Source organism: Arthrobacter sp. Y3221087 (assembly GCF_059089905.1).
Map to the genome: position 1 here is coordinate 1,268,325 of NZ_JBNHFE010000001.1, position 17,450 is coordinate 1,285,774.

Genomic DNA, 17,450 nt, shown 5'->3' on the forward strand with positions numbered 1-17,450 from the left:
TCCTCGCAGGGGATTGGAACCTAGGACTGGCCCGGTCCTGCTGATACCCCGGATCCGGAAGTAATACGGTCCCCGGTAGCCGCCGGGGCGATAGTCCCTCCGCCCATCTGCGGCTGCTCATGCTGCCCGCCCGCCCTGAGCCGTCCCAGGCCCTTACCGCCAGCAGCGGCAGCCCGGACAATAAGCGGCTGGCCCGGGTGGAGGTAGCGGAACAGGAGCAGAACTCCGGCAGCAGTGACCAGCAGATAGGCCGCCGTCAACGTGAACCACCCGAGGGGCGGCTGCCAGTCCGGTGAGGAGAAGAGCGTTTGCCAGTTGGCAATCTCACTGATTCCCACCACATACCGGCGGAGGACGTAAACGAACGTCAGGGTGTGGCAAAAAACAATCAGCCAGAACAACACCCGCGAAATATGCACTGCAACCGGGGAGGTCGGGAATCGAAGCTTCCGGAGCCCCAGGCCAACACTGACGAACAGCACGACGACGAGCGGCAGCGTATACCGGCCCTGCCAGATGAATCCCATGCCGCGCCACAGGGCAGTTTGCAGCAGCGCAGGGACCAGGTAGAGCATGGCCAGGGCCACCCAGTAGCCCGTCCAGTTGCGGAGGGGGCGGACGCAGAAGGGGACAATTAGCGCTGCGACCATCAGACCGCCCCAGACAAGCGTCACCAGTTCCGGTGCCGGGGTGTCCAGCCATCCCATGGTGCCTATGTACTGCGGGAAGAAATCGTAGGTCCGGTCAAGCATGATCATGAAGCCGCGGTAGAGGGGGGCATCCGGGTGCGGATTCGCGATTCCCTCAGGCGCCACGCCGACGTTCGCCGGCCCGTTGGCTGCAACGTACATCCAAAGGAATCCCAGCAAAGCCCCCGGGACGGCAACCGCGACGGCGGTCAGCACACGTCTGTCGGTGAAAACAGCGAGCGTGCGGCGCAGCCGGAACGAACAGACGCCGACGATCAGGGCACACAGCAGCCATACAAGGGAAATCTGCCGTGCGTTTGCCAGTACCACCGTCGCGGCCACGACAGTTGCAAGCGCAGGCAGGACCAGTCTTGTGTTGCGCCAGTTGTCCAGCACCACAACGAAACCGGCAAAGGCTGCCATGGTGGCTGCGATTTCGAGGGAATTCGGGTTGATGCCTCCTCCAAGGAACAGGATCATCGGAGTCATGGTGAGGGCCGCGACAAGGACGGGATATTTGGGGCGCCGCAGTTCTGTCAGGGCGGTGAACCCGGCGGCAAAGAACAAAGCACAGAGCGCCGCGCTGACGAGCCTCATGGCATAGATCGCGGGGGCGCCGGACATGAACAGAGTGGGAAGCCCAACCACCCAGTAGTACATCGGATTGTAGGAGCCGGCGGAGGTTACGCCGATATTCGTGAAAGTGTCGTCCGCATAGACCGGCGCTGCGCAATCGGCTGCTTGTGCCCGGTTGAATTTATAGCAGCTTTGGGCATGAAGGCTGGCGATGTAGTTAGGGACCCGGACATGGACGCCGTGACCGAAGGAAGTACCTTCTTCCACCAGGACCTGGCCCCGTACCACCGCGGCGGCCTTGATCGTGTGCGCGGGTTCATCGGGCGACCCCATAAGCGGGGTGGCAACCGCCCACAGCCCGAACAACAGGGCAAAGATTGTGGCCAGGAGCCCGAACGTCGGCAAGGGACGTGGAAGTCCGCGTCGGACGTTGTTGAAGAAAAAGGTCATTGTCCGTCTCCGTTGGTGCCGATCAATGCACGGGCTTCGCTTACTGCTGTCTTGCTGGGTGACATGACAAAGGCGAAGGCGTTGGCGTTCTTCTGCGCGTCTTCGCTCAGGAGGCTCTGGCCCAGGGACCGGCTCAAGCGCGTCAAGGCGGGCTCGGAGTATTGCCGGCACATATGTACATAGATCACGGTGCCCAACGCGTAGCCGGAGGCCCCGTCCAATTCCTGCACCACGCCGTGCGGAGACGAGTCCACATCCCCGGTAGTGACGGCGTCGACGACGGAGGAGGCCTGGAGCCGCCTCGGCTTGCCGTCAAAGACGAGTTGCGCTGCTGTGAAGCGGTTGCCGATGATGCTTCCGTCGAGAATGGAAATCCCGCCGTTGGTGTCATCCAGTTTGTCTGCGAGGTCCAATGGCGGCGACGATACCTGCCCTATAACCCTGGACGGCCAACTGTCCTGGGAATCCGGCTCCCACGCAACACCTGCCTCCCGGGCGAGGTAGTCATTCACCGGACGTACCGTATCCGAGGGACCTTCCGGTGCGATGACCGTGATCTCAAGGTCGGGGAGGTCCGTTCCGGTATTCAGGCCAAGGATGCGGGGGTCGTTCCAGCGCGTGATCTCACCCTGCAGGATGGCGGCAAGGGTGGGCGCGTCCAGCACCACGTCATTGACGCCCTTGATTTTGATGGCCACGCCTACAGGCAAAACCCCCGCCGCCACCGATATGGCACCGCCAGGCGCGCACATACCGCGAACAGCTGTGGCTTCCTGCGGGGTAAGCGGCGCGGAACCCACCGCGAAATGTGCCTGTCCGTCCTGGAGGGCTTTGAGCCCGGCTGCGGAACCGTCGGGGGAATAGCTCACCGAGGTGCCTTTAACAGCACTGCCCCATGCCAGGCCCCATGCGCTGACTGCGCCCTGGGCAGCGTTGCTGCCGATTCCGGTAAGGGCACCTTGGACAGTGCCCGGGGGAGTGATGGCACACGCAGACAGGGACAAGAGGCCCGACAACAAGGCGGCAGCCTTCATTTTTGCTCGGAGAGAAACGGGAATCACCCTTTCAGCCTAGTGCCCGTGCCACGGAAGTTGAGGCAGGCCAACGTTCGATGGTGCACGGGGTTTGTCATGCGCACGCCGTAATTTCGTACAGCCGGGCAGAGGAGCCTTGTGAGTCGACCATGGTGAAGCCGGGAGCATTCCCGATGTCGGTGACGCCTGGATACTCCCGGGATCCGGGGAGATTTAGCAAGTATCGGCTCCCGAAATCCAACACGTACCGTACGTTCTTGCTTTTCAATGCTTCGCACATCCGGGTATCATCCGGTGTGTCCTTCAGGTGTTCATCAATCAGGATTGCGTCCTGGTCCTTTTCCGCGAACAGGTGGGCGGTCAAGACCCGCCGGCCAGTGTAGGCGTAGGCAAGGGAGCTGCCGTTCCACGGATTGTCGGCCACCACCGCATCGGCAGGAACATGATTTGGGAGACGCTTTAACAGCGCGAGCTCATCCGGGGTCAGCAGCTCTGAGGCCGCGTCGAACCGGTAAACAGTGGAGGCGCCGCCAATATAGTGCGTGACCGGGCCGGCGAATGTCGCCAGCACTGCGAAGACACCGGTAGCGAGTACGGCCCCGGCAACCGCTCCCCGGTTAGCCAGCCAGCGCAACCGCCGCTCCAGCGTGCCGTGCAGGCGGTGGGCAGCAGCGGAGTTCCGCCAGGAATCCCAGAGACGCAGGCCGCCCACAACTGCAAGCGGGGTTGCGAACAGCGGCAGCAGGGCAGCAAGCCGGTAGGTGTCCTGGTACCAGGTGCCGATGAGGGCATCGCGCAGTGCACCCTTGGGAAACGAAGCGGCCACCACGTACAGCGCACCAACGACGCCGTAACAGGCTGCCAGCCAACGCAATCTTCGGGTTTGGAAGACTGTGAGCAAACCGGCAACCGAGAGAATGGCAACAACCAGCGCCGGTATGGCCGATTGCATGGGGCTTACAGTCAGGATTTCCCCGACGGCGGCGCCCGGCTTCACCGTCGGACCCCAGTTGTCGTAGGGGGCAGGGCGCAATTTCAACCAGAAAGCGGCTGCCACCACAAGGGTAAGCAGGGTCCCGCCGATGAAGAGCCATGCCCGCAGGACGCTGGCCTGGAACTTGGTGTTCCTCGCCAGGTGCCACCAAAGCAGCCCGAGAATCGGAAAACTCACGGCGATGGTCGTGTTGATCGAACTGGTGTGTGCAAACGCAAGCCCCGCCAGCGCGAGGAACAGTGCCGAGACCCAGCTGCGCAGCGGGTCTGTCCGCGTACGGCCAAGCCGGGCGACTGCCGCAAGGCAGGCTATGACCGCCGGCATCATGCTCAGTGCCAGCGCATACGGAAACAACGGACCCCAGACGATCATGAGGAACGGGAAGGCGACCTGGGCCGCTGCGATCACTGACGCCACCACGAGGGCGGCCGGCCGGCGCGAGATGGTCTTAGCCACCAGGAACAGGCATGACGCCGGCCAGAGGACAGCGGCGAGGACCAGGTTGAGCACGTTCTGCGACGTAGGGATGTCGACGGCGGCCAGCTGGACCAGGAGCGCCGCGAACGAGTGCCACGCGGCAGGGTACACGGCATCGAAGCCGGAGACCCCTTGGAGCGACGCGAGATTCAGGGACGAAGCGTTGCCGGTGTCCAGGATGTACCGGATGGCGTTCAGATGGAAGACGTTGTCGAAAACCTGAGACGGGTGCTCGGGTGAGCCGACCAGTTGGATGAAGCGCCAGGTGATAGGGACAGTGGCAAGGGCCATGGCAGCGAAAGGCAACCACTGCCGCCGGGGAGGCGCGCCCGCCATCCGCCGGCGGAGACCTCGTGTGACCAGCAGGGCGGCGCCGGCAAGCAGGGCCGTCACCGCGGCAAACGGCAGGACGCTCCACGGGATGCCGAGCAACCCGGCGAGTACTCCCGCAAGTCCGGCAGCCGCCGTCGACAGAAGCGGTGCGAGGCCGAGGATGCCGCCCAGGCGGAATTTCAGGCATGCCGCCACTACAGCACCGGGGATATAGAACAGAAAGATGGTTACTACCACCGCGGGAAGGATACCGATCCAGCTCACGAAGGTACTTCCTCGGTCCTGTCCTCCTGCGCCTTGTCCCGGAGGAGTTGCAGGACCGCACGCAACTGTATGGCTGTGACCGCTATTTCGCCGATCGCCAGGCCAAGGGCGCCGCCCGGGCCGCCCATCAGGCCGGAAAGGATGATCATGGCGGGCAGGCCCACCACAGCGCCGGTGATGGTGCTGGAGAATACAACGCGCATCCGCTTTGCCGGCACCAGCCAATGGGCGCCGGTGGATGTTGTCACGCAGACAAGCAGGAATGACAGGCCAAACCAGAAACACGTCCAGAAGTCGGCGGCCAATGCTGAACCGAAGAGCAACGCACTGGCCCAAGGTCCCAGCAGGGCCATGATTAACCAGCCGGTAAGGCCCAGGCCGGTAAGCGCCATAAGCGAGAACTTCCTGCGGTGCCGGTGGTCAGCACCGAACTCGCTCACCCAGCCCTGGAGGCTGTTACCCAGAGCTGCCGTGGCAAGTTGCCCGATACGGTAAAGCTTCTCGGCAGAGACGAAGGCGGCCAAGCCGGCGGCTGAAGCGGCAAATTGCACCACCAGCACAGGCGTGGAGGCGTAGGCCCCGGCGGCGACGGTAATACCTGCGCCGGCCCGAAGTCCCCAGATTTCTTTCAGCACGACGGGCGGAGTGAGTCCTTTGAAATCCTCGCGGTTCGAATGGTCTTTGTTGAACCACAATGTTCCTGCCAGGCCCAGTGCCAGCAGCACCAGGGGGTAGAGGTAGATCTCACCCGTTGCGAACAGCAGCGGTATGACGCCAAGGGTGGCAATCATCCGCGGAACGACGTCGTACTTTGCTATCCGCCCCGCATGTCCGGTCGCAATGCAGTACCAGGCCGGGGTAAGGCCGGACGCAGCCTGGGCACATGCCATCAGGAAGGCGACCCAAAACTGGTTGGTGCCACTGGTGAAGATCAGGGCAAGCGCCATGAGGGGCACAATGCAAAGGAACATGAATGAACGGGTCACGAAGCTGACCGCGTAATGCCGCCGTCGTACGTGCTCTTCCGGTGCCGATGCCACGGCAGCCGGTCCCGTGAGCGGCCATCCCAGTGCTATGACGATGGCGGCAATGGCGCCCACCGCCTGGCCGACGGCAAGGGAGTTCCAAGCCGGGGCGCCACCCACGCGTGCAATGATCGGCAGAAGGATGAACGACGCCAGCGAACCCAGCAGTGGCAGCCCGGCGAACGCTGCGATCCTTTTGATCATGCCCGTCCCCCTGGCCCGGGGCACGCACTACAGGTAGTCATACGCGTCCTTGCCAAGCCGGCCCCGCACAAAAACGTCTTCCACTTCGCTCATGAACCTGGAGCGCTCGTTGAGGATGGCCGTCCGGTAGGTGTCCTGCTTTGCCACCTCGGCGTCGAAGTTGTCGATGAGTTGGGGAAGCATGGCTGCAGCTGCCGGCACTTCATCTCGGCCAGGCGTGATCTTGTGTTCCCAGGGAACAGGAACATCCGCATAGAAGGCCCCCGAACCCCTGCGGGCCACCACAGTGAGTGCACCGGACAGGGCTGCCTCGCGGGGCATCCGGTCCTTGCCCGGGTGGTGTCCCAGATCCAGGTAGATACCGCATCCCTGCAGTGTTGCCACAACCTCGGACCTGGTCATCCCCACGATGGGGCGCCACTCGATGGACGGTGGGCACTCCGCCTTCACGGCCTCAATAAGGTGTCCGCCCTTAGCCGGGTTGTAGGTGACCAGCTGCCGGTTGCGCGGCGGCTCGGGCGTGCCCTGGAACTCAGCGTTTGGCGTGTAGTCGGAAAGCAGCGAGGGCACGACGTCCAGGCGCGTGGCAATGAAGGCCCAGGCGTACGACGACTGGACCAGGTGGACCACATCCCGGTCCTTCCGGAGCATGCCGGGGTTGACCCTGTTCTTCCACATCCGCGCGTAAGGAACAGCGCCTTCTTTTGCCTTGTCCACCAGCCCGGAGGTGTTGCGCTGCCACATCCTCTCCGCCATGAACGTGAGCGAGTTGTCGATGCTCAGCCACCAGCACATGCGCCGTGCGAGCTTAACTTTCGGCATTTCATAGATGTAGGTTTCCGGGAAGACAACCACGTTCTCCGGCGCGTCCACGATTTCAGGAGCCTCGGGCGCGTTGTAGACGCTGTACTGCTCCACCCGCGAATTGTGGGCCGTGTGGGGATGCGGAACCAGGTAGGCATCCTGCCCAAGCTCCCGGAGCATATCCACGAGCTGGTGAAGGGCTTCGGGGCCTCCGGTCCTTAAGCCCTTGTGGTAGAGGACGAAGATTTTTCCTGAAATGGTGGTCATGACTGGTCTTTCGGTCTCGGCCGGGCCAGGGCACTGCTGAATGGTGGAATTTTGCTACCGCAGCCGGGCGGCGAGGGAGTCGTCGATCTTGCCCATCTTCTGGCGGAGAGCATCGCGAACGCCCGCCAGCGCGGCGACGAGGTGCTTTTTCCGGTTGGGGCCGAATCCGAACCTGACAACATGGCTCTGGATCTCCATGTAGATCCGGCGGAGAACCCACGTCGGCTGTTTCAGGGCGTAACGGCGGGCGAGAATCAGTGAGTTGCGTGTGATGTAGTACACGCGGAACGGTGCGTGGTAGTAGACATAGAGTTTCTTGCAGCCCACCCGTGCATGCCAGCCAAGGATCTTCATTGGACGTGCATTGCCCAGGCTGTGCTCCAGGTTGCAGCCCTTTCCAGCCAGGGCTCGCAGTCCACGCTCCCGGAGCCGGGCATTGAATTCTGAATCCACGCAGTCAATGAAGAAGCCCTCGTCGAAAAAACCTATGGCCTTGAACGAGCTGCTGCGCACCAGGGTGCCGCTGGTCATCGGATCGAAAATCTGGGGTTCGTCCTGGCTGCCCCAGGTTGGCAGGGGGATGTTGTTGTGTGATTCAGCGCAGACCATCCCTACCGTTTCCGGTTCATGGGAGTTACAGGCCGTAGCCAATGCCGAAGCCACATAGTCGCCGGTGAAACGCGAGTCCTGGTCCATGGTCACAACCCATTCAGGATTCCAGCGGGAAATGGCTTCCTTGATGCCGACGTTCAGTGCGCGGGCAATCCCGGAATTGGTGTCGAGCCTGATGACAACAGCACCCGCCCGCTCCATCTCTTCCAACGCCTGCGAGACGTCGTTGGGTGAACCGTCGTCGACCACCACCACGTGCTCAACAAAGCGCAGGAGCCAGGTGACGTTGGCCACGTTTTCCGGGCCGGGGTTGAACGCCGAAACGACTCCGCACACGTCCCGGGACGGCTGGGTTGCTGCAAACTCTTCAGGCGCCATCACGCCGCCCTGGCCCGCCAGGCGCGCCGGACCGCCTCATAGACGTTGCGGAGGAAGACGATCCGCGCCTTCAGGATCTTGGGCGCGGAACGGATGCCGTGTGGGGTCAGGTTTTCACCGTGTAAACGATGCAGGATGGTGTCTTCTTCCAGGTAAACGATGGAGCGGTTAACGTTGCCCACTGTGGCCAGCCATTGGTCGTGGGACTCTCTCATGTACGGCGGGAAAGGCAGTACCTGCTGGAGGAGCCGGTGCCGCACTGCCATGGCGCATCCCCAATGAAGCCGGTACCCGATCACGATGCCGAGGATGTTGCGGACGGTGTGCGATGAATCTTCGGGCCGAAGGCGGATCTCATGGAATGGTCCCAGGGGCCCATCGAAGTGTTTGCAGTTGCTGACCACCATGTCCTTGCCGTCCATGGCCGAGATCATGCGCTCCACCCGGCCCGGCAGCCACACGTCGTCCTGGTCCGAAAGGAAGACGAACTCGCCGCGGGCCTCAGTGAGGGCCCACTCGAACGTACGCACGTAGCCGTTGTTCCGCTCCGCCTGGATCAGCCGGATCCGCGGGTCATTCATTCCGGCCACAATGGCCGGCGTTTCGTCGGTGGAACAGTCGTTGACGACAATCAACTCGTCGCGGGGTCCGATTTCCGCCAGGATTGAGTCGATTTGTTCCTTGATGTGGCGGGCGCCATTATATGCCGCCATGCACACGCTGACGCGCGGGTTTGGGGCGGATGCGGGCTCCATAAGTTTCTCCTCGTGCCTCCGGGCGGTGCCAGCGGGGCGGGCAGGGTCCCAAGCAGTCTAGCAAGCTGCGCCTGCCGGGAAGGACGCGGGTGCCGGTCAACTATACTCGAGGGGACGCAGCCGCCGAGCTCTTCGAGCGGAAACCACGGAAGGAACCTCAGGTCCATGACCGTTGACGTAATGTTGCCGTACTACGGCGATGTCCATCAAATGAAGCTCGCCGCCCGCAGCGTGATGAATCAGGAGAACCAGGACTGGCGGCTTGTTGTCATCGACGACGGGTACCCCGATCCGGAACCCGAACGCTGGTTCTCAACCATCACGGACCCCCGCGTCACGTACATGAAAAACGAGCAGAATCTCGGTGCCAACGGTAACTACCGCAAGGCACTGACCCTGGTTGAAGCACCCTATGTGGTCATCATGGGTGCCGACGACATCATGCTCCCCAACTATCTGGACGTTGTGGTCAGCGCCTTTGAGGAATACCCCAAGGCAGACGTCGTCCAGCCGGGTGTACAGGTGATCGACGAACAGGGTATTGCCTGCACCCCCCTGGTGGATGCAGTAAAGAAGGTCTACGCCCCGAAGACCAGTGAGCGCATCGAACTGAAGGGGGAGGCAATGGCAACCAGCCTCGTCCGCGCGGACTGGGCTTACTTCCCCTCGCTGGCGTGGCGTTCGGAGACGGTGAAGCGCATCGGGTTCACCGAAGGCCTGGACGTGGTCCAGGACCTCGCACTCCTGCTGGATATCGCTGCCGATCACGGCTCCATGGTTGTGGATCCGGTCCTGGCATTCCTGTACCGCCGGCATTCGGCGTCTGATTCATCGGTGCGTGCATTGGACGGCAGGCGGTTTGATGAGGAGCGGCGCTTCTTCCAGGAGCAGGCCGAACGTTTCGGCAAATTGGGCTGGAAGGGAGCCGCGCGGGCTGCAAGTTTCCACACGACATCCCGGCTCAACGCCGCTTCCCTGATCCTGAAGTCGGTCCAGAAGGGCAAGTTCGATTCGCTGCCCCGCCTCGCCAGGCACATTGTGAGCTAGAGGTCGCAAAAGAAAAGGGACGCCCACACGGGCGTCCCTTTTCTTGTTTACGCTTGTTTTTTGTTGTACGGGCCCTTTTCCGTGGCGCCCAGGGGCGCGCTATTGCTTGTGCGGCTCTGAGCCGTTGGCGGGTCCGCGCCCCGCGTCAATCTGGTCTCGGACATCAGCCAGTTCTGCCCGCAGCAAAGCCACTTCCTCGCAGAGGATCCGCACCTCGTCTTCAGCCTGCGACTGCTCGCGGGAGAGATGGAGGCAAACGCCCACCAGCAGAATCAGCGTCATGATGAACAGAAGGTTCGCCGGTACCTGGATGCCGATGAGCCCGCTGGCTTGTTCGAGGAGCGAGGGAAAAGCAGAAAGGAGCAAGGTGCCTATGCCGATGACAATCCACAGAACGGCATACTTCTCCCGAAGTTTCTGCCGGCGGAGCATCTCGAAGACAAAGAAGAGGATCGCCACGACGACGATGGAGCCCATAAGGAGCGACATATTGGAATCCTAGTTAGTGGACGGCTCGGTTTTCTTCCGCGTCAGGGCAAACAGCAAGGCCATTCCTGAGCGTCCGAGGTATACTGCGGCCTTGATTGGATCGTGGCTGGGGGTGCCGCCCTGGCGGGCCCGCATCGAGACCGCGACCTGCCTGACAGTACAGCCGGAGCGGATCGCAACAACCAGCGAATCGATGGTGTCGCCAAGATACTCCGCCGGATAGTGGTCAACGTACTGGCGGATGGCTTTCATGTTTGCTGCCCGGAACCCGGAGGTAACGTCCGTAAGCGTCGTACCGGCGACCCGGGAGATCGTCCACGCCAGTACTTTCATGGCCCATTTCCGCGGGCCGCGTACCGTGTAGTTGCCCTTGTCGGCGAACCGGGCCCCGATGGCGATGTCGGCATGCTGGAGACCGTCGAGCACAGCCTTGATATCGCGGGGATCATGCTGGCCGTCCGCGTCGACCTGGATGACCTGGCTGTAGCCGTGGCTTTTCGCATACTTGAAGCCGGTCCGCATTGCGCCGCCCACGCCCATGTTGAACGGGAGTTGCAGGACAGTGGCTCCTGCCGCCCGGGCAACCTGGGCTGTATTATCGCGGGAGCCGTCATCGACGACCAGGACATCGCAGGGAGGACCGAATTCGAAGACTTCCCGGATGGTATTTCCGATGGCCTCGGACTCGTTCCACGCGGGCATGATGACGAGTGTGTCGGGGGTGCGGGCGTGCACGGTCACTGTTTGATCAGTCCATTCTTGAGGTAGGACTCCAGGCGGGTGCTCGACAGGGGCGGCTCGTACCCGGCTGCCTTGATCTTGGTCAGGTCCAGCACGCTGTTGAGGGGACGGGGCGCTGCTTCCTTGCCCTTGAAATATTCGGCAGTGCTGACGCCGGTCACAGCGGCCCGCTCCTTGCCGGACAATTCGTACACATCGGCCGCGAGGTCAGCCCAGGATTGCGGCTCGCCGTCACTGCTGAGGTTGTAGGTCCCATACTCCGCACCGGAATCAATCAGGTGGCGGATGCCAGCGGCAATGTCCTCCGTGAAGCTGAGACGGCCAATCTGATCGTTGACGACGGAGGGCTCGATGCCTCGGCCAGCCAGTGATGCCATGGTACGTACGAAGTTGTTCCCGTCACCGATGACCCAGCTGGTGCGGACAATGTAGTGGCGGGGCACCACCTGGACAATCGCGTCACCGGCGGCCTTCGTCTGGCCGTATACGCCAAGCGGGGTAAAGGGCTCGTCCTCGCTGTGGAGGACCTGGGCGCCGTCGAAAACGTAGTCAGAGGAAACATGGACCAGTGTGAGGTCATGCTCGACGGCGGTCCTGGCCAGTGCGGACACGGCCGCAACGTTGACGGACCAAGCTTCGGCGCGTCCCTGCGGGGATTCTGCAGCATCAACCGCCGTGTAGGCGGCCGCATTGATGATGGTGGAGTAGTTCTTCCAGTTCCGGCCGGCGAAGGAATCCGGGCTGCCCAGATCGAAGTCGGAGCGGCCGGCGAACTCGACCGAAGGGTCTCCTTCGAAGAGGTTCCGGAGGGCTTTGCCCAATTGCCCGTTCGCGCCCACAACCAGGGTCTTCTTCGGCGGCATCGGCACGACGTCGGCCAGACGTGGATGCGCCTTATCCTTGTCGGACAGTTCCGCCTGGCCCAATGGGATGGGCCAGGGGACCGCGACCGTCTCGTCTGCAAGGTTCAGAAACGTGTACTGGCTTTGGGCATCGGCTGACCAGTGGTCGTTCACAAGGTAGGTGTAAGCCGTGTTGTCCTCAAGCGTCTGGAACGCGTTACCCACGCCTCGCGGAATGAAAATAGCCTGGCTCGGGTCCAGTTCAGCAGTGAAAACAGTGCCAAATGACGGGCCTTGGCGAAGATCGACCCAGGCGCCAAAGATTTTGCCGGTGGCTACCGAAATGAACTTGTCCCACGGCTCGGCGTGGATGCCGCGGGTGGTTCCTGCCTTCTCATTGAACGAGATGTTGTTTTGGACCGGGCGGAAATCCGGGAGCCCAAGGGCTACCATCTTCTCGCGCTGCCAGTTTTCCTTGAACCAGCCCCGGTTGTCGCCGTGCACCGGGAGGTCGTAAAGAACGACGCCGGGGATAGGGGTCTCGCGGGCAGCAAGCTTTTTCGAGAATTCCAAAGGCATGGACTACTGGCCCTGTTCCTTGTATTTGGCTTCGGTGGCTGCTTTCTGCGGCCGCCACCAGTCCTCGTTGTCGCGGTACCAGGCAATGGTGTCTTCGATGCCTGCGTCGAAGTTGGAGAACCGGGGTTCCCAGCCGAGTTCATCGCGGAGCTTGGTGGAGTCGATGGCGTAGCGCAGGTCGTGTCCGGGCCGGTCTACCACATGGTCGTAGGCGTCCGGGGACTGGCCCATGTGCTTGAGGATGAGTTCGACGACGTCCTTATTGTTCTTTTCGCCGTCGGCGCCGATCAGGTAGGTTTCGCCGATCCTGCCCTTGGCGATGATGGCAAGCACTGCCGAGGAGTGGTCGTTGGCGTGGATCCAGTCACGGACGTTTTCGCCCTTGCCGTAGAGCTTGGGCCGGACGCCGTCGATCACGTTGGTGATCTGCCGGGGGATGAACTTTTCCACGTGCTGGTACGGGCCGTAGTTGTTGGAGCAGTTGCTGATGGTCGCCTGCAGCCCGAAGGACCGCACCCAGGCCCGGACCAGCAGGTCAGAGCCTGCCTTCGTTGAGGAGTACGGGCTGGAGGGGTTGTACGGGGTCTGCTCGGTGAACCGCTCGGGGTCATCCAGTTCCAGGTCGCCGTACACCTCGTCGGTGGAGATGTGGTGGAAGCGCTTGTTGTGCTTCCGGGCAGCCTCGATCAGGGTGTAGGTGCCGATGATGTTCGTGTCCACGAACGGGCGCGGATCATGCAGCGAGTTGTCGTTGTGCGACTCGGCGGCGTAGTGGACCACCACGTCCGTGGCGGCGACCAGCCCCTCCACCAGGCCGGCGTCGGCTATATCACCCTGGACAAAGGTGTAACGGCCCTCGGGAAGGCCCCGGAGTGATTCCAGGTTGCCTGCATAGGTCAGCTTGTCCAGAACGGTCACATGGTCATCGGTGTTATCAAGTACGTAATGGACGAAGTTGGAACCGATGAACCCGGCACCGCCGGTAACAAGAAGTCGCTGCATAATTCCCAAGAGTACCGGATTTGCCGCGGCAGTTAGCGAAAGGAAAGATGGGGGACATGCGCGGAATAATACTTGCCGGCGGTACCGGCTCCAGGCTTCACCCCATCACTCTGGGCGTCAGCAAGCAGTTGGTCCCGGTCTACGACAAGCCGATGATCTACTACCCGCTATCCACACTGATCCTTGCCGGCATCCGGGACATCCTGATTATCACCACCCCGCATGACGCCGACCAATTCGAACGGCTGCTGGGGGACGGATCGCGTTTCGGCGTTTCCATCACCTACAAGCAGCAGCCCTCTCCGGATGGCCTGGCGCAGGCCTTCATCCTGGGTGCAGAGCATATTGGCGATGACAACGTTGCCCTCGTCCTTGGTGACAACATTTTCTACGGCCAGGGCATGGGTACGCAGCTGCGCCGGTTCGAAAACATCGACGGCGGAGCGGTCTTCGGTTACTGGGTTGCCGATCCGAAGGCATACGGAGTGGTTGAATTCGACTCCGAGGGACGGGCTATTTCGCTTGAAGAGAAGCCGGAAAAGCCGAAAAGCCATTATGCGGTTCCTGGTCTTTACTTCTACGACAACGACGTCGTGGAAATTGCCCGGAATCTCAAGCCCTCTGCGAGGGGGGAACTTGAGATCACGGACGTCAACCGCACTTACCTGGACCAGGGAAGGCTGCAGGTGGAAATACTTCCCCGGGGAACTGCGTGGCTGGACACCGGAACCTTCAACGACCTCAATGACGCGTCCAACTTTGTCCGCACCACCGAGAACCGGCAGGGCCTGAAGATTGGGGCACCCGAGGAAATCGCGTGGCGGCTCGGCTTCCTCACCGACGATGAACTGCGGGAGCGGGCGGAGCCACTGGTCAAGAGCGGTTACGGCTCCTACCTGATCGACCTTTTGGAGTACGGCCACTAGGCTTCGGCCCATTAAAGAGAGGGAGGCGGAACCCGCTGTGCGGGTTCCGCCTCCCTTTTCCTTTCGGTTAGCGCAGGGTGATTCTCGCGCCGCCTGCTGCTGTCCAGGTGATGCTGCCGCCCTGGAACGACTGGCTGCAGGAAGTCCTGTCCGCGGTGCAGGTCTGGCTGTTGGTGGGATACCCCAGGGCCCCGGCTTCGAATCCCTGGCTGGCCCAGCTCTGCTGGATCGGTCCCGGCGTTACCACGTGGGCGCCACTGGCGGATGACCACATAACCGTGCCCTTTTCGAAGTTCTGGAAGCAGCCACCATTGCGAAGGCCGCAGATGGTTCCGCTTGTGGGGTAGCCCAGTGAACCGGACTCGTACCCTGTGGCGGCCCACCTTTCCCTGATGGGCGTTGACGTGAGGGCCTGAGCTCCCGTCGTAGGGGAGTACATTACGGTACCCTTGGCGAAGTTCTGGAAACACCCACCGTTGCGCAGCCCGCAAATTTGGCCGCTCACCGGGTAGCCGAGCTTGCCACTTTCAAAGCCGGTGCTCACCCAGGCATCCCTGACCGGACCGAACATCAGGGCGTTCGCTCCGCTTGCCGGTGACCACATCACAGTTCCCTCAGAGTAATTTTGGAAGCATCCACCATCCACGAGGCCACAGGTTACGTTGGAGGCAGGGTAGCCAAGCGACCCGTTTTCGAAACCGGTTTTCTGCCAAAGATCGCGGATGGGACCCACGATGCTCGGCTGGGCCCCCGTTGCCGGCGAGTACATGAGCGCGCCCTTGACGAACATCTGGAAGCAGCCGCCATCCTTCAGTCCGCAGTACTGCGCTGAAGTTGGATAGCCCAGGCTGCCTCCTCCCCAGCCTGTCCGCTCCCACCCAGCCGCCATAGGTCCGGCAGCAACGGTCTCCGGCGGAGTTGTGGCGGAGTAGGCAACTACACCGTTTTCAAATGCCTGACGGCACTCCGTCTGGATGGCGCCGCAGCTGGCCGGGCCGGTCGGGTAGCCAAGGCGGCCGTTCTCGAATCCTGACTTCTGCCAGTAGTCGAGGATTCGGCCTGTGAGTGTATGTACCCCGGTCGCAGGCGAGAACAGCAACGCACCACCCTGGAAAAGCTGATAGCAGCCACCCCCTCGGAGTCCGCACACTTCGCCCCCGACTGGAAAGCCGATCGGCTCTCCCTTGGCCCGGGATGCTTTCCACGTTTCACCTATGGCCATGAAGATTGGCCAGGCGCCCGAGGACGATGTCCAGGCGACGACCCCGCCGCTGAAGTTTTGGGTGCAGGAGGAGCTCGTGCACACGGCTTCTGCGTTCGGATACCCCAGCAGACCGTTTTCGAACCCCCCACGGGCCCAAGCGTCCATAATCGGACCACTCTTCACAAGGCGCGCACCCGTTGAGGGGCTCCACAACACGGAACCGGCCTGGAAGAGCTGGAAACATCCGCCGTTCTTGAGACCGCAGACCTGGTCGCTCAGCGGATATCCAAGGCCTCCGTTTTCGTAGCCCAGCGACGCCCAGTACTCTCGGATGGCTCCAAACGGCACCAGTGCGGCGCCGGTGGCGGGTGACCACATAATGGATCCACCCTGGTAGTTCTGGAAGCAACCGCCGTTTTTCAGCCCACAAATAACGCCTGAGACCGGATACCCCATCTGACCGTTTTCGTATCCTTTGCGGGCCCAGGCGTCGCGGATAGGCCCAAGGAGGCTGGGCTGCGCCCCCGTCGTGGGAGACCACATGACAATCCCGGTCTCATACCCACGGAAGCACCCGCCGTTGCGAAGGCCGCACACAACTGGCGACGTGGGTGCGCCAAGTGACGGCATGGATGCGCGCAGCGCATCGATGGCTTTGACCGCGGCGGGCGGGACTCCGCTTGAGGCAAACGCCTTCAGTCCCGCGTAGTCACCGTTCCAGACGTTGGAGTCGCCGGCAAAAGGCCCTGTGCTGCTGTACTGCCAGATGCTGTACGTGCCCCAGCTGGCGGTTGGCACAGGTCCGGCGTTGTTGGTGGGGGAACTGGGGTAGGCGGCGACCCAGAGCGGGTAGTCACCGAAGCCGGCCGGGTTGCCTAGGCACTGGTTCCACCAGTTTGTGTTGGTATAGATGACCGGCAGCCTGCCCGTCAGGGACTGCACTGTGTTGCCGAAGTCCCGCACCCAGGTTTGGAGCTGCGCGGGAGACATGTTGTAGCAGGTGTTGCCGAAGTAGAAGCCGTTGATGGTCCGGCCTTCATAGGGATTGAACTCAAAGTCCAGGACCGGCGGCATGGTGTATCCGTCGCCGGACCAGCCGCCACCGTTCTGCACGAAGTAGCGAGCCTGGTCCGCACCGGAGGACCAGTTGGGAATCGCGAAGTGGTAGGCGCCGCGGATCATGCCGATATTCCGCGAGCCCTGGAACTGGGAGCCGTAGTAGGGGTTCGTATAGTAGTTGCCCTCGGTGGCTTTGACGTAGGCGAAACGCGCCCCCATGTTCCACTGGTGCTGCCAGTCCACGCTTGGCTGGTGCCCGCTGACGTCCAGTCCCTGCACACCGAACGTTGGCATCCAGGTGCCTTCGCTCGCCAGCGGTTCCGCACTGAGTTTCTTCAGCGAGTCTGAGCGGGCAGAGGTTACCCGTGCTGAACGCTGCCCCATCTCAGCCCCGCCCACACCGACCGCCTCCGCCATTGACTGCGTCGTCCCGGGCGATGGGGCCGGGGCCTGCGGTTCGCTGGCTTCCGGACTGGCTTCAGCTGGGGATGTGGCCCTGGGCTCCGGGGTTGCCGTCGGAGCCGGGGCAGGTGCAGAAGGCTCGGCTGTGCCCGGCGCAGGCGAAGACGTGGCTGGTGCCGGAGCAGGTTCGACGGCGGACGCAACGCCCGCCAAGCCGGGACCAGCCAGCAAGGAGGTGGCTAAGAGCGCTATTCCCACGGATTTCCATGAGGGGCGACGGGACTGAGACGGGTTCCG

Annotated in this window: 15 protein-coding genes; 3 read left to right on the plus strand and 12 right to left on the minus strand. The window is 62.3% G+C overall.

Going from position 1 to position 17,450, the window contains the following annotated elements; all coding sequences use genetic code 11:
• Window positions 1–20: 20 nt before the first annotated feature.
• The 7 genes from AC5RUO_RS06005 to AC5RUO_RS06035 all read right to left on the minus strand — a co-directional run bounded on the left by AC5RUO_RS06005 (window position 21) and on the right by AC5RUO_RS06035 (window position 8,862).
• Entirely contained in the window at window positions 21–1,715 is a 1,695-nt protein-coding gene (locus tag AC5RUO_RS06005) for a DUF2142 domain-containing protein (protein ID WP_494103040.1), read from the minus strand.
• Window positions 1,712–2,776, minus strand: a complete 1,065-nt coding sequence (locus AC5RUO_RS06010; protein WP_494103041.1) for a substrate-binding domain-containing protein — start codon at window positions 2,774–2,776, stop codon at window positions 1,712–1,714. Before AC5RUO_RS06010 ends, AC5RUO_RS06005 begins: the two co-directional genes overlap by 4 nt.
• A gap of 67 nt (window positions 2,777–2,843) precedes the next feature.
• Window positions 2,844–4,817, minus strand: a complete 1,974-nt coding sequence (locus AC5RUO_RS06015; RefSeq protein WP_494103042.1) for a DUF6541 family protein — start codon at window positions 4,815–4,817, stop codon at window positions 2,844–2,846.
• Window positions 4,814–6,046, minus strand: coding sequence for a lipopolysaccharide biosynthesis protein (locus AC5RUO_RS06020; RefSeq protein WP_494103043.1), 1,233 nt, complete (start codon window positions 6,044–6,046; stop codon window positions 4,814–4,816). Before AC5RUO_RS06020 ends, AC5RUO_RS06015 begins: the two co-directional genes overlap by 4 nt.
• Before the next feature lie 27 nt (window positions 6,047–6,073).
• Entirely contained in the window at window positions 6,074–7,117 is a 1,044-nt protein-coding gene (locus AC5RUO_RS06025) for a hypothetical protein (RefSeq protein ID WP_494103044.1), read from the minus strand.
• A gap of 54 nt (window positions 7,118–7,171) precedes the next feature.
• On the minus strand, window positions 7,172–8,107 hold the full coding sequence (locus AC5RUO_RS06030) for a glycosyltransferase (RefSeq protein WP_494103045.1): 936 nt from the start codon (window positions 8,105–8,107) through the stop codon (window positions 7,172–7,174).
• On the minus strand, window positions 8,107–8,862 hold the full coding sequence (locus tag AC5RUO_RS06035; RefSeq protein ID WP_494008719.1) for a glycosyltransferase: 756 nt from the start codon (window positions 8,860–8,862) through the stop codon (window positions 8,107–8,109). Before AC5RUO_RS06035 ends, AC5RUO_RS06030 begins: the two co-directional genes overlap by 1 nt.
• Before the next feature lie 165 nt (window positions 8,863–9,027).
• On the opposite strand from AC5RUO_RS06035, the gene AC5RUO_RS06040 reads away from it, so the two are divergent.
• Window positions 9,028–9,909 carry a glycosyltransferase family 2 protein gene (locus tag AC5RUO_RS06040; protein WP_494103046.1) on the plus strand — a complete coding sequence of 294 codons (882 nt, stop codon included), beginning with the start codon at window positions 9,028–9,030 and terminating at the stop codon, window positions 9,907–9,909.
• A 99-nt stretch (window positions 9,910–10,008) separates the two neighbouring features.
• Here the strand turns inward: AC5RUO_RS06040 and AC5RUO_RS06045 are convergent, their stop codons facing one another.
• Genes AC5RUO_RS06045 through rfbB form a run of 4 tightly spaced genes read right to left on the minus strand, consistent with a single transcriptional unit; the run spans window position 10,009 to window position 13,562 of the window.
• A complete protein-coding gene (locus tag AC5RUO_RS06045; RefSeq protein WP_494103047.1) occupies window positions 10,009–10,398 on the minus strand; it encodes a DUF2304 domain-containing protein in 390 nt (129 codons plus the stop codon).
• A gap of 9 nt (window positions 10,399–10,407) precedes the next feature.
• The gene (locus tag AC5RUO_RS06050; RefSeq protein ID WP_494008716.1) at window positions 10,408–11,133 is read right to left on the minus strand and encodes a glycosyltransferase family 2 protein; all 726 of its coding nucleotides are present in this window, start codon (window positions 11,131–11,133) and stop codon (window positions 10,408–10,410) included.
• A gap of 2 nt (window positions 11,134–11,135) precedes the next feature.
• The gene (locus tag AC5RUO_RS06055; protein WP_494103048.1) at window positions 11,136–12,560 is read right to left on the minus strand and encodes a sugar nucleotide-binding protein; all 1,425 of its coding nucleotides are present in this window, start codon (window positions 12,558–12,560) and stop codon (window positions 11,136–11,138) included.
• 3 nt (window positions 12,561–12,563) lie between these two features.
• Window positions 12,564–13,562, minus strand: a complete 999-nt coding sequence (gene rfbB / locus AC5RUO_RS06060; protein WP_494103049.1) for a dTDP-glucose 4,6-dehydratase — start codon at window positions 13,560–13,562, stop codon at window positions 12,564–12,566.
• Window positions 13,563–13,618: 56 nt separating this feature from the next.
• On the opposite strand from rfbB, the gene rfbA reads away from it, so the two are divergent.
• The gene (gene rfbA, locus AC5RUO_RS06065; RefSeq protein ID WP_494008713.1) at window positions 13,619–14,488 is read left to right on the plus strand and encodes a glucose-1-phosphate thymidylyltransferase RfbA; all 870 of its coding nucleotides are present in this window, start codon (window positions 13,619–13,621) and stop codon (window positions 14,486–14,488) included.
• 67 nt (window positions 14,489–14,555) lie between these two features.
• On the opposite strand, the gene AC5RUO_RS06070 is transcribed toward rfbA, so the two are convergent.
• The gene (locus AC5RUO_RS06070) at window positions 14,556–17,045 is read right to left on the minus strand and encodes a GH25 family lysozyme (protein ID WP_494103050.1); all 2,490 of its coding nucleotides are present in this window, start codon (window positions 17,043–17,045) and stop codon (window positions 14,556–14,558) included.
• A 4-nt stretch (window positions 17,046–17,049) separates the two neighbouring features.
• Between AC5RUO_RS06070 and AC5RUO_RS06075 the strand changes: the two genes are divergently transcribed.
• Entirely contained in the window at window positions 17,050–17,439 is a 390-nt protein-coding gene (locus tag AC5RUO_RS06075; RefSeq protein WP_494103051.1) for a hypothetical protein, read from the plus strand.
• Window positions 17,440–17,450: the final 11 nt, after the last annotated feature.